The following is a 12,950-nucleotide window of genomic DNA, read 5'->3' on the forward strand; positions in this document are numbered from 1 at the left end:
TAAATATGATTTAAAAAATACAAATTCGAGGCTTAATTGAAACAAATGAACTCATTGGACATTTTCAATAAATCTTTTTAAATTCAGGCATCTTGAATCTTATTTATTCTTGATGCCTATTTCTTTCTACTTTCAAATTATATCGGGTCAATGTGAGTAACCACATCAATCACATTATGGTTTTTGAGGACTTCATTTCTGGCATCTACTGCTATTTTATGTCCTTCTCTTACACTTTGCTCGCCACTGACTTCTAAATGAACATCCACAATAATCATATCACCCATTTTACGGGTTCTAAGTTGATGTAAGCCCAATATACCCTCTTTATTCAATAAGGTTTCTTTAATAGCAGCAATCTCATCTTCATTTGCCGACTTGTCCATCAAATCATGTAAGCCCCTCCAACTAAAGTCAAAACCCATTTTAGCAATCATCAAACCGACAATTAACGCCGCGATTGGATCAAGAATCGGGTACCCCGCAAGATTCCCTATAATCCCTAATGCCACAACAAAAGAAGATGCCGCATCTGAACGTGCGTGCCAAGCATTCGCAATCAATAAACTCGATTTTACTTTTTTGGCAATAGAGAGCATATAGCGGAACAAGAGTTCCTTACAGATCAATGCGGTTATTGCTACCCAAAGCGCTATGCTATGAACTTGGGGAATTTGCTCAGGATGAAGAATTTTATGGGTTGCCGTCCATAGCATTCCGACCCCAACCGACAGTAAAATTAAACCCAGTATAAAAGATGCTGCATTTTCAAAACGAAGATAGCCATAAGGATGAACGTCATCTGGTGCTTTTTGACTATGACAATTGGCCACTAATACAATAAAGTCCGCGACTAAATCACTTAAAGTATGAATACCATCTGCAACTAAACCTTGTGATTTAGAAAACAGACCAATCCATATCTGCCCAATCGATAAGAAAATATTCACAGTAACACTTATCCATGTTGACTTTGAAGCAGCTTTCGCCCTTAACTCAAGATCAATATTTGATTCAATCATAATCTTTCAAGCTCTTGGTTCACTTTTTAAAATAAAGCATACTTTTCAAAACGTTATCTTTAAATACATAATGATGAATTAATGCAGCCAATGCATGAAAGCCTATCAGCACCATGAAAGAATTACCTAGAAATTCATGGATTTCTCCAATTTTTTCAACATCCCATGAATTACTTATGAGAGGTAAACTCATTCCAAAAAACTGATAACTCTCTGTTAAACCTGATAAAGTAACCCAGCCCAGTACAGGAATTAAAAACAACAATGAATAAAGCGTGTATTTCACCATCAAAAATAAAGTTCGTTGATATTTATTCATCGGCTTGTTCAGCGGAATATCTTTTCTATAAGTAAAAATCATTATAATTCTGATAAAAAATAGCAAAAATACGGATACCCCAGCGAAAACATGGAGTTCTCCACTTTTTAGATGTACGGTTGGGTCTCCACCTGTGAGATACGCCAACACCACAAGGCAAAGTGTAAGCCAATGCATAATCATTATTGGAAAAGGATATTTATTTTTCATAACAACCCCAAAATTCAAAAATATAAATCGATATTAATACCTTACAAAAGTGACCTTAAATTTAAATTAATTTTTTAAAATATTTAAAAAATCAAATACTAGAAAATACCATCCAGCACCTAATAAAAATAATCATTCTTAATTACATTAATCTTATCCTATAAAATAAACATCAGACTCGACTAAGTTTCAAAGATTCTATTCTGTTCAATCCGAAAATATTTCAGATGTAGCTTTTATGTATAAAATTCAGAAAATAAATATGTTTACCGTTTTTCTGTTTTATGAAAAATGGAGGAATAAAGTCTACCTAATCCTCCCCATCTATTTAAAACGAAAATATATATCTCATTAATCCTAACTTTAAAAATCCTACACTTAAGTTTATCTTCAAATAAGCCAACCTCATTTATTTTTGCTTGAGACAAACTTCGACAAGGATCCGCCTATTTATATAGTTCACACTAGTACCTTATCCATTTTCGATAACTCATGTCGTTCAGCCGAGCTACACCTTTTCTATTTGTACAGTCTTTTCTGGTAAATGAATTGTATTGGCATACTGACATGGAATCTTTTGACCACAAAAGTCCATATCATCAACAGTTTTTGTATATATTGAATCTATCATGTCATCTGTGATAATTTGATTCAAAAAACACCATAAGCGACTAAATTTATTAAATATTTTCATAAAATTCAGTTTTAAAAAACCAAAAATGAATAGGCACTTGCATTAAAGTCGATTAATCAGTGTACAATTTTTCCCCTGTTTAGGCTTTTATCTGAAAATTGTATTATTCATACTCAACTGGAAAAATTGGTTCATTCGACAAAACTGTTTCACATAAAATTCACTATTAAATGCATATTATCTAATTGAAAGTTTAATTCAGCGTATTTTATCTATTATCAAGATATAGGTGGATAGTCCAGTGGCTATAGAATTTGTTTCCAAATCAAAGTTACCTACTGCATTTGGCGATTTTGAAATTATAGCGTTTCAAGACCAAAGTACTGGTGAAGAACATATCGCTCTTGCCAAAGGCATGGATACTATTTCTAATCAACCTGTACTCGTCAGAATTCATTCGGAATGCTTAACAGGTGATGCTTTTGCTTCACTGAAATGTGACTGTGGCCCCCAATTACATTCAACCATGAAAATGATTAATGATGCTGGTCAAGGTGTGATCTTATACCTACGCCAAGAAGGCCGTGGCATAGGATTAACCAATAAAATTCGAGCCTATGCACTCCAAGACCAAGGACATGACACTCTCGATGCCAATTTATTATTAAATTTACCAGCAGATGCTCGTAAATATGACATGTGTACCATTATGTTAGATTATTTAAAAATAAAGAATGTAAAACTCATTACAAATAATCCGCTTAAAATTAAATCTTTAACTGATTTAGGAATTAACGTTGTTGAACGTATTCCCTTAAAAGTTGGTTTAAATATCTTTAACAAAGCTTATCTAGAAACGAAGCAAAAACGTATGTCACATCTGTATGATAATAGTGATTTCTAAAAAGTGATCACTTTCAGAAAAAAATCCACATACAAAGTTCCATCTCCCTTACGGGAGACGGTTTTATCACGTATGGTTCTTGATAAATTAACTTTACAGATACTGATTAAAAACAGGATATTATTTATTTTCTCTAAGTATTTGTGAAAAAACTGTGACTTTTTCTAAAGTTGCGTTCATCCCCTTATTAAAAAAAGTATCGACGAGCGCTGAACCGATAACAATAAGATCTACTTTATTGGCTAAGGCTTTAACATGACTTTCATTTTTGATCCCAAAGCCAATTGCAACTGGAATATTAAAAATAGGCTTGATTTCATTAATCTTTTTCTCAAGATTAGCCAAATTTAAGTCTCCTCCTGTTAAGCCATTTTCTGCAACATGATATAAAAAACCTGTCGCGCGCGTTGAGATTTGCTCTAACCTTTCAACTGGGGTGGTCGGCGCTGTCATTGCAATTAAATGCATATTTTTTTTATTTAACTGCACTTCAAATTTTTCTCGATATCCATATGGAGCATCTAAAATCAATATTCCATCTATAAGATTCTCTGTTTCGGCGATAAGTGTCTCGAAACCATATTGCATAATCGGATTTAAATAAGTCATAAAAATTATTGGTGTTTTTTCATCATGTAGCCTTATTGCTTTTACCAACTCAATGGTCTGTTTTACCGTTTGACCTGCACCTAAAGCCCTAAGATGCGCTGCTTGAATGATCTCTCCATCTGCCACTGGATCTGAAAATGGAATGCCAACTTCAATAATGTCAGCTCCAGCTTGACCCAATTGACTTAACAAACGACAACTTTCTGTAAAATTAGGATCTCCAGCAGTAAAATAACAGACCAGACCGCTTCGATTTTCCAGTTTCAATTGCTCTAATTTTTGATCTAGACGGTTCATGCTGTAGCTCCTGCAAGATATTTTTTGACCGTGTTTAAGTCTTTGTCACCTCTGCCACTTAAATTGACAATAATGATCTGTTCTGGCTGCATTTCTTGAGCAAGTTGAATCGCATATGCAATCGCATGAGAACTTTCAAGAGCAGGAATAATGCCCTCCTGTTGGCTTAAAAGCTGAAATGCATTTACGGCTTCTTGATCGGTTATAGCCGTATATGTGACACGTCCTGTTTCAAACAGAAGGCCATGCTCAGGGCCGACACCAGGATAATCCAAGCCAGCTGATATAGAGTGCCCCTCTAAAATCTGTCCATCTAAATCTTGTAATAAATAGGTTAAATTGCCATGCAGCACACCGACTTGACCTTTGCAAATAGAGGCGGCATGTTCACCGCTAGTTGTTCCTTTTCCACCCGCCTCAACGCCAAACATTTTGACATTCAGGTCTTCTAGAAAAGGATGCATCAACCCTAATGCATTTGATCCACCACCAACGCAAGCAACTAGAGCATCGGGCAATTTATTTTCTTTGAGGAGTATTTGGTTTCTGGCTTCTAGACCAATAATTTTTTGAAATTCTCTGACCATGACGGGATATGGATGAGGACCCGCACCAGTACCTAACAGATAATAGGTTGTATCAACATGACTAATCCAGTCACGTAATGCTTCGTTCATGGCATCTTTTAAAGTCCCACGACCTTTTTGAACACTTCGGACTTCAGCACCGAGTAATTTCATGCGTTCAACATTCATTTGTTGGCGCTGAATATCTGTTTCTCCCATAAAAATGGTACATTTCATCTTAAACAGTGCGCAAACCGTTGCTGTTGCAACACCATGTTGTCCAGCACCAGTTTCTGCAATGATTCTGGTTTTCCCCATAAATTTGGCTAATAAGATTTGCCCAACACAATTATTGATCTTATGCGCACCCGTATGGTTCAAATCTTCTCGCTTGAGATATATTCGAGCACCTCCCGCATAAGCTGTTAGGTTTTTTGCATAAAACAGAGAACTAGGGCGACCAACGAAGTCCGTTAAAATCTGCTGATATTCAGCCCAAAATTCAGGTTTGTGCCGAACAGTATTAAAGGCTTGCTCTAATTCTTGAAGTGCTGGCATTAAGCTCTCTGGCATGTAACATCCGCCAAATTTACCAAAAAATCCCAAGTCATCAGGACCATTACCTGTATAAGGGGTTGTCATCTCATATCTCTTTTACTATCAAAACTTGTTTGATCTTAAAATATTTTCATTTTTCTGATAATTGATATATTTTGATCTGATGATGTTATAAAATTTTACAACATGAAACGCAGAACATTACCTCCCCTTAATGCTTTAAAAGCATTCGAGGCAGTCGCCAGAAATAAAAGTTTCAGCTTAGCTGCGGAAGAATTGTGTGTAACCCATAGTGCGATTAGCCATCAAATAAAGCAGTTAGAAGAATGGTTAGATAAAAAATTATTTATTCGACATTCCTCGACCATCTCTTTAACAAAGGATGCAGAAGAATTATCGCTAGTTTGTACACATCTTTTTAATCGTTTAGAAGAATGCGTCTTTGAGTTAACTAATAAAGCGTCAGAGGTGGAAGTTGTAATAGGCGCTTCTCATAGTTTTATGGCAAATTGGCTGATTCCCCGATTAGAAAAAATCGAAATAATCTATCCCAATATTCATATCAAATTAATGACATGTAATGACTTAAAATTGTTAGAAAAAGAGAAGGTTGACATATTTATCAATAGCATAAATGAAAACCATACACTTCCTAACTTTTTGAATAAATATCTTTTATTTCCCGATAACATGGGGCCTATTTGTAATCGTGAAATAAATCCGCTCCATACAAAACATGATCTTTTAAATTACCCATTACTTCATACCCACTCAAATAAAAGTGCATGGCATACATGGTTTGATCAGTCCAAAATTAACTTTTTCCCAAAAGCGAATGATCGTTATTTTGATAGTCTCAATTTGATGATAGAAGCTGCTGTGTCTGGGTTAGGAATTGCCATAGCACCTCAAATTCTAATAGAAAAAGAAATATTAAATGGTAGGGTCATTGCCCCTTTTGGTTTTATCTATTGTGACTATAATTTTTATGCAATGGTCAGAAAAAATAATGAAAATCATGATGTCATGAATATCATTCATTGGTTAATAGCTGAAGAAAAAGGTTAAAAATTATTTTTTGATTTAAAAATTCTATTCAATGAATGGTTTTTCCCTTATATCATCATATGCTATTCGCTTAAGCCTATTTAAAGTATAAAAATAAACAGTGAAAGTAACTGCACCGAGACAAGTGTTGGTAAATAAAGTTCTTTAGGCTATCGATATTACAATGGCAATAATATTGATATCCAAGCAATGCCGTGATTAAACTTGTTGGGCTGTTCAAATACTCAGATAAATTCAAATACAAACCTGAACATGTCTATCTAAATCTCCTCCAGATAGAACATATCCAATAGAATAAAAAGTAAAATCTCAGTCATTGAGTTTTGTAATTTTCATCATGTTTAGCGGTTTTATTCTGAATTTACTATCTTTGATCACATCAGACTTTACAACGGAATTTCACCTAATTTCAGCTTATGACTATCCTTCTGTTTAGAGTTAAACTTGTGAGATATTAATTTCAAGTGAAAAAAAAACCGAACTGTAGAGAGAATATCCAGTTCGGCAAAAGGGTAGCAAATAGATACAATACTTTGATTAATTTTGTGTCGTTACACACATAATGCCTCGTAATTTGAAAATACGCCTAGAGCTCCACTTTATACTCTCAGCCTGTAGGCCGAGTCGTAGCACCTCGTCATTCTCTTTTGCAAAAAACATATATTAGCTTTAGACAAAAGCTGAACTTCAATTCACTCATCTTGATACTGTGATTATGATAAACAAATTACATGTGAACTAAGTGTGAAAATAAGATGACGAAATTCAATAATTCACACTTCAGAAAAGGTATTCTGCCAATTTTTCCTTCAAAGCCATTCTTTCGTATCATCTGCCACTGAGGCGCCATTTATCACATGATTAATCATGGCATATGCAATACTGCCTTTAAATGGAATCTCAGGTAAATTATCAAACTTGAAAAATTGAGCATCACTGAGTTCCTCTTCCTGAATCTGAATTTCCCCTGAGTGATATTCTGCTTTGAATGCCATCATCAAATTGCTGGGAAATGGCCATGGCTGACTTGCAAGATATTGAATATTTCTAATCTGAAGCCCAACTTCTTCCAAAGTTTCACGACGTACAGCATCTTCCAAGGTTTCCCCGACTTCAACGAAACCAGCAATCAAACTGTACATCTGAGATTTGTTACGCGCATTTTTTGCTAATAGAATTTCATTTTCACCCCGTGTAATGATGGTAATCACACAAGGATTAACACGCGGATATTGGTTATAACCACAAGATGGACAGCACATTACATACTGATTGGTAGGTTGAAAAGTTGCATGACCACATTTACTACAAAAACGGTGATTACGATGCCATTCTAATAACTGTACTGCGCGGCTAGCTTCTGCAAATTCGTTTTGGTTCCATACTTGTACCAATTGTCGGATCGGAATCAACTGATAACCTTCTGGCACAGGCTCATCCTCTTTTAAATCCCGTGCAATGATCTTGCCATTTTCTGACAGATTCAAATCATGCTGAAGACTTTCTACCTGCGGTAATTGAAAATTTTCATCTACCAATAACTTCTGCTCTCTAAAAATATACGCTTTTGAATGTATGCTCATATAACCCTCAGATTAAAAAAAAATCCCATACTAAAAGTGTATGGGATGAAACCAAGGAAGCTTACATGGAGTAACTTCAAGAAGAATACTAGGCACTAAATGTCAGAATTACAATCATAATAATTTGTATCTTTTTGATTAAAATCACAAAATTTTCACACCAACTATGCATCAAGGCATCACTAAAATTAGACTGATAAAATAACTGATGTTTTAGTCTGATCAATGAACTTTACATTCTAGAGAAGGAGTTTTGCTCATTATTTCTTTCAATATAAAAACTTCATCTGCTCCAGTGATAAGCAAATGTTGAATTCTATATAAAGCTTACTTGCTTGATGACTGGATGCAAAATCAATAACTACTTGGACATCTATTCTTATTTTATCTGGACATTTTTTTCTGTTTTAGGGTTAAATGAGACTACATAAAGCCGTGGAGTTTTGATTATTTATTGACCGTGGAACATGAGAAATCACTAAAAAGCTGTTCCAGTGCGCTGAACCCTAGAACAGCTTTGACTAAGATATTGATGCTTAAAGGAAAATTTCAAGCATTATGTATAACGTGCATTATGTTAATTGTAGAAATTTTAAAAAATTAGTAGATTGCTAAAGGTTTTTTACTTCATTAAAATCAATGAAAAATACATTAGAACAAGCTTTTCCTATTCAGCGAATAGAAGCTATTAAAAGTTTATTAACTGACATTAATGCAGTAGGGCAAAGAGTAGTTTGCTTAAATGGAGATATTTTAGAAATTCCTTATAGAATCTATAATGATTTGCCCAACTTTTCACATCTTAATAATTTATCAACTCAAGAACTTTCGATAATTTACTGTCTTTATTCTAGACACTCTGATGGTTATATACGTCAAGAAATGGTCAAAAAACTTATAGAAATCGAATTTCAATATTTTATGATTCCTTATGTATTTTTGTTGATTGGTGAGTATGTCGTTGAAATCATCAATGATATATATCCGCTTATTGAAAAAAATAAAGATTTTTTTATTGAGTTTATGAATAATAATCATGAACTTACCATTCTAACCTATCAAAGAATGGTAAGTTATTGGAACGAATATTATAGGTATAACCGATATAAATACTTGAACGATTACCCTGGTAAAATAATTTTCAACTTATTTAATTCTCATTTAACATAATGGCGCTTATACGAAATTGAGTTGTTATTCCCATTTAAAGTGTCCAAGTTAGATACGACTCTCTGTTCATTTGTTTGTGGAATTTGGTGTCCATTAGAAAAAGAATATGCAACTGAATACAACAGCCAATAAAACCCCTTGAAAGAACATAAAAATATGACTTTGAATTAGGTTCATAATCACAAAATTTCGGGTTTCAATACTCAATTTATAAACAAATTTAAGCTCAATAATTTTTATCATCATTGAAGTGATTGAATGGATTTTAAAGATCTTGTTAATTCTGCCTTTTTAGAAGTCTTAATTTAATTATAGTTTTAACGTTCTTGCATCGATTGGTAGATAAGTAGCATTTTTTGGACAATTTATACGATTTAAAGAAATTTTAAATTATCCCATTGAAAGACTAATACACTAGATTTACGCTGAAATTATTCTAAATTATTGATTTTATAAAAAATATGGTGCGGCCAGCGGGAATCGAACCCACGACCCCAAGCTTCGGAAACTTGTACTCTATCCAACTGAGCTATGGCCGCGCGTGCACATCATAGCAAAAAAATAAAGAAGTGAAAGCAACTATATAGAAATCATGCATTTTTATGCTTAGAGTTTAATCAATGTTCTAAGCATGCAACGCAGTATTCCCTGTAATTTACTTGGTTTATTAATCAAGATCGCTCACAATAGCCACACTCTATATGCTGTGAGAACTTCATGACCGATGCATTACTGATCAGAGATTTGTCCAAAACTTATCGAAATGGCTTTCAAGCCCTGAAAGGGATCAATTTAACCGTCCCAGAAGGCGAGTTTTATGCGCTTTTAGGACCAAACGGTGCAGGCAAATCGACGACCATCGGGATTATTAGTTCTTTAACCAAAAAAACCGCTGGGACAGTCGAAATTTTTGGTCATAATCTTGATACTCACCCATCTCAGGCTAAACAATGTTTAGGTGTTGTACCGCAAGAATTTAACTTTGGGCAGTTTGAAAAAACCTTCGATATTTTAGTGACTCAGGCAGGTTATTACGGTATTCCCCGTAAAATTGCAGAGCAACGTGCTGAACATTATTTAGAAAAGTTAGGGCTTTGGGAAAAACGTAATACCCAAGGTCGAATGTTGTCAGGTGGTATGAAACGCCGATTGATGATTGCGCGTGCCATGATGCATGAACCAAAACTTTTGATTCTGGATGAACCTACTGCGGGTGTCGATATTGAACTGCGTCGTTCGATGTGGGATTTCCTGACTGAAATGAATGAAAATGGTACATCCATCATTCTAACGACACACTATTTAGAAGAAGCTGAAATGTTGTGTCGCCGTATTGCCATTATCGACCGCGGCGTGATTAAAGAAGATACCACCATGAAAGCCTTCCTTAATCAATTACACGAAGAATCCTTTATTTTTGACTTGGCTGAGCCAATTCAACCACTGCATCTTGATATTATTGGTGTTCGCTTCAATTTAATTGATCCTGTCACGCTTGAAGTCACCATGGACAAAGCGCATACCTTAAATCAATTATTCCAGTTACTTGAAGCACAAGGCATTCAAGTGCGTAGTATGCGCAATAAATCCAACCGCCTTGAAGAATTGTTTGTCAGACTTGTGGAGAAAAATTTGGAGGGAACTACACCATGAATATGACTCAAATGCGTGTTGCTCTTTTCACATTAGTGCATAAAGAAGTTCGCCGCTTTATGCGCATCTGGCCACAAACCCTATTACCACCTGCCATTACCATGAGTCTATATTTTGTGATTTTTGGTAATTTAGTCGGTTCTCGTATTGGGCAAATGGGTGGCTTCAGCTATATGCAATTCATTGTGCCTGGCTTAATCATGATGGCGGTGATTACTAATAGCTATGCGAACGTTTCATCCAGTTTCTTCAGTGCTAAATTTCAAAAAAGTATCGAAGAGTTGATTATGAGTCCAGTTCCTTTACATTTAGTTCTTTGGGGCTATGTCTTGGGCGGATTATGTCGCGGGGTCTTGGTTGGGATTATTGTGACGGCTATGAGTCTGTTTTTTACTGACTTATATATCACCAATTGGTTTGTGACTATATATACCGTCATTGTGACATCGTTATTATTTTCATTGGGCGGCTTTATTAATGCTGTTTATGCCAAATCTTTTGACGATATTTCTATTATTCCAACATTCGTACTGACTCCACTGACCTATTTAGGCGGTGTGTTTTATGCAATTAGCGCACTTAGCCCATTTTGGCAAAATCTGTCTTTAATTAACCCCATTGTCTATATGGTTAATGCCTTCCGTTTCGGAATTCTTGGTCATAGTGATGTGAACGTTTCGATTTCACTCACCGTGATTACTTTATGTTGTGCTGTGCTTTACGGTATAGCGTATTATTTACTTTCTCGTGGCTCAGGAATGCGTGAATAATGAGTGTAGAACATTCTTTACTTGGTAAAGACACCCAATATCCATCAACATATCAACCAGATATTCTTTTTCCAATTGCACGTGCTCAGGCACGTTCAAGCTATGCCCATATTGAGGGCATTCAACAGGGTAAAGACTGGTGGCATGTGTTTGAAATTTCTTGGCTTAATGCTCAGGGTATTCCACAAGTTGCAATTGGTCGTTTAACCCTACCAGCATTTTCACCCAATTTAATTGAGTCCAAATCACTCAAGCTTTACTTTAATAGCCTTAACTTTACCCAATTCAATTCTGAATCTGCATTTGTCGCCACTGTAGAAAAAGATTTATCCGCAGCTGCGGGCGCTACAGTAACGATTCAATTGTTCCAAGTAGATGCTTTGACTATTGATCAACCTGAGGGCATCTGTATCGATGACTTGGTTCCTGACCGCTTAGAAAATCAACCTGATGCATCGTTACTCAGTTTAGATCGTGAAAATACGGATAATCTGGAAATCCAACTCTATTCACATTTACTTCGTAGTAACTGCCCTGTGACGGGTCAACCCGATTGGGGTACAGTTTTTATCCGTTATCAGGGTAAAAAGCCTTGTTATCGCTCACTTTTAGCCTATATTATTTCCTACCGGCAGCATAATGGCTTTCATGAGCAATGCGTGGAACAGATCTATGCCGATATCTGGCAAAATCTGCAACCCGAAAAGCTTATGGTTTATGCGGCTTATACTCGCCGAGGTGGTTTAGACATCAACCCTTGTCGTGTATCGGATTTAACATGGATGCCTCGCCCAATTCGCTTGGCGCGACAATAAAATGAATAATATTGAGGTTAAATAACAATGCCTTTTTTTGGTTTTGTCCCTTCTGAAACACTATTAAATAGTATTCAAACAGGTCAGCAGAAAAAAAATTCAAGTGAAGCACTCTACCCTTTGCGTGATCAAACTGCTTTATTGATTAACGATGAAATTATTGACGCCATTTTAACGGAGTTAGTTCGTCGTTTTCCGCCAAGTGATAAACGTGATACTGCGGAAAAATTAGCAGGTTACATTAAATCAACTGTCGCAGTGTTATTGAAGCAACTTCTAAGTAAAGCTCCAAATGATGTGGTGAAACAATCAATTGAGTTTTCTGAAAAAAGCTTGTTCAAAGATGCTCAAGGTCAATATCGCGTAGGTGAAAGTTTAGATGCCAGCTTGGTGACTAATTTAAAAACCACATTTGCTGATATTCGTGCAGGTGGTGATACCAATAAAGCCGTTTTAATCGAATTATACAAACAGTTCGCAGAAGCCACTGTACGTCATTTCATGAATGATTTTAATAAAACCCTCGATTTGGGCATGATTAAGCGTAAAGCAGCGGATATCGGCTCTGCGGCTGTGATTAAAGCCGTACATATCGCAATTGATAAAATCTTCCCACATTTAACCAAGGAAGAATTGATTATTTTGGCTGAGTATCACGATACTCTGTTCCATCATTGATAGAAATTTACACTATCGGAAACCTAGCTTTTGCTAGGTTTTTTTATTGCAAAATATTGATGTACAGCATCAATACACAAGTATAAGGTAGCAG

General features: G+C 35.5%; 12 protein-coding genes and 1 tRNA gene. 7 read left to right on the forward strand and 6 right to left on the reverse strand.

All coding sequences use genetic code 11. The features are described from left to right. Window positions 1-137: 137 nt before the first annotated feature. Window positions 138-1,022: a cation diffusion facilitator family transporter gene (locus F4W09_RS04315; protein ID WP_151504137.1), complete on the reverse strand. Its 885-nt coding sequence runs from the start codon at window positions 1,020-1,022 to the stop codon at window positions 138-140. 19 nt (window positions 1,023-1,041) lie between these two features. After that, window positions 1,042-1,551: a cytochrome b gene (locus F4W09_RS04320; RefSeq protein ID WP_151504138.1), complete on the reverse strand. Its 510-nt coding sequence runs from the start codon at window positions 1,549-1,551 to the stop codon at window positions 1,042-1,044. 935 nt (window positions 1,552-2,486) lie between these two features. Between F4W09_RS04320 and ribA the strand changes: the two genes are divergently transcribed. After that, on the forward strand, window positions 2,487-3,089 hold the full coding sequence (gene ribA / locus F4W09_RS04325; protein WP_016167415.1) for a GTP cyclohydrolase II: 603 nt from the start codon (window positions 2,487-2,489) through the stop codon (window positions 3,087-3,089). Window positions 3,090-3,209: 120 nt separating this feature from the next. Here ribA and trpA read toward each other — a convergent pair whose 3' ends face one another. Beyond that, window positions 3,210-3,995 carry a tryptophan synthase subunit alpha gene (trpA, locus tag F4W09_RS04330; RefSeq protein WP_151504139.1) on the reverse strand — a complete coding sequence of 262 codons (786 nt, stop codon included), beginning with the start codon at window positions 3,993-3,995 and terminating at the stop codon, window positions 3,210-3,212. Further along, window positions 3,992-5,203: a tryptophan synthase subunit beta gene (trpB, locus tag F4W09_RS04335; protein ID WP_151504140.1), complete on the reverse strand. Its 1,212-nt coding sequence runs from the start codon at window positions 5,201-5,203 to the stop codon at window positions 3,992-3,994. The genes trpA and trpB overlap by 4 nt, the downstream gene beginning before the upstream one ends. Before the next feature lie 102 nt (window positions 5,204-5,305). On the opposite strand from trpB, the gene F4W09_RS04340 reads away from it, so the two are divergent. Further along, window positions 5,306-6,187, forward strand: coding sequence for a LysR family transcriptional regulator (locus F4W09_RS04340; protein ID WP_151504141.1), 882 nt, complete (start codon window positions 5,306-5,308; stop codon window positions 6,185-6,187). A gap of 809 nt (window positions 6,188-6,996) precedes the next feature. Here the strand turns inward: F4W09_RS04340 and nudC are convergent. Next, window positions 6,997-7,770: an NAD(+) diphosphatase gene (nudC, locus tag F4W09_RS04345; RefSeq protein ID WP_151504142.1), complete on the reverse strand. Its 774-nt coding sequence runs from the start codon at window positions 7,768-7,770 to the stop codon at window positions 6,997-6,999. A gap of 639 nt (window positions 7,771-8,409) precedes the next feature. Between nudC and F4W09_RS04350 the strand changes: the two genes are divergently transcribed. After that, window positions 8,410-8,940, forward strand: a complete 531-nt coding sequence (locus F4W09_RS04350) for a hypothetical protein (RefSeq protein ID WP_151504143.1) — start codon at window positions 8,410-8,412, stop codon at window positions 8,938-8,940. 462 nt (window positions 8,941-9,402) lie between these two features. On the opposite strand, the gene F4W09_RS04355 is transcribed toward F4W09_RS04350, so the two are convergent. Then, window positions 9,403-9,479: transfer RNA gene (locus tag F4W09_RS04355), tRNA-Arg, on the reverse strand. Between the two features lie 178 nt (window positions 9,480-9,657). On the opposite strand from F4W09_RS04355, the gene F4W09_RS04360 reads away from it, so the two are divergent. Genes F4W09_RS04360 through F4W09_RS04375 form a run of 4 tightly spaced genes read left to right on the forward strand, consistent with a single transcriptional unit; the run spans window position 9,658 to window position 12,856 of the window. Next, window positions 9,658-10,593, forward strand: coding sequence for an ABC transporter ATP-binding protein (locus F4W09_RS04360; protein WP_151504144.1), 936 nt, complete (start codon window positions 9,658-9,660; stop codon window positions 10,591-10,593). Then, complete coding sequence (locus tag F4W09_RS04365; RefSeq protein WP_016167408.1) at window positions 10,590-11,363, forward strand: ABC transporter permease; 774 nt, start codon at window positions 10,590-10,592, stop codon at window positions 11,361-11,363. Before F4W09_RS04360 ends, F4W09_RS04365 begins: the two co-directional genes overlap by 4 nt. Beyond that, on the forward strand, window positions 11,363-12,178 hold the full coding sequence (gene queF / locus F4W09_RS04370) for an NADPH-dependent 7-cyano-7-deazaguanine reductase QueF (RefSeq protein ID WP_151504145.1): 816 nt from the start codon (window positions 11,363-11,365) through the stop codon (window positions 12,176-12,178). Before F4W09_RS04365 ends, queF begins: the two co-directional genes overlap by 1 nt. 27 nt (window positions 12,179-12,205) lie before the next feature. Continuing rightward, complete coding sequence (locus tag F4W09_RS04375; RefSeq protein WP_151504146.1) at window positions 12,206-12,856, forward strand: hypothetical protein; 651 nt, start codon at window positions 12,206-12,208, stop codon at window positions 12,854-12,856. Window positions 12,857-12,950 lie beyond the last annotated feature (94 nt).

Origin of the sequence: Acinetobacter tandoii (assembly GCF_008867985.1) — a bacterium.
GTDB lineage: Bacteria > Pseudomonadota > Gammaproteobacteria > Pseudomonadales > Moraxellaceae > Acinetobacter > Acinetobacter tandoii.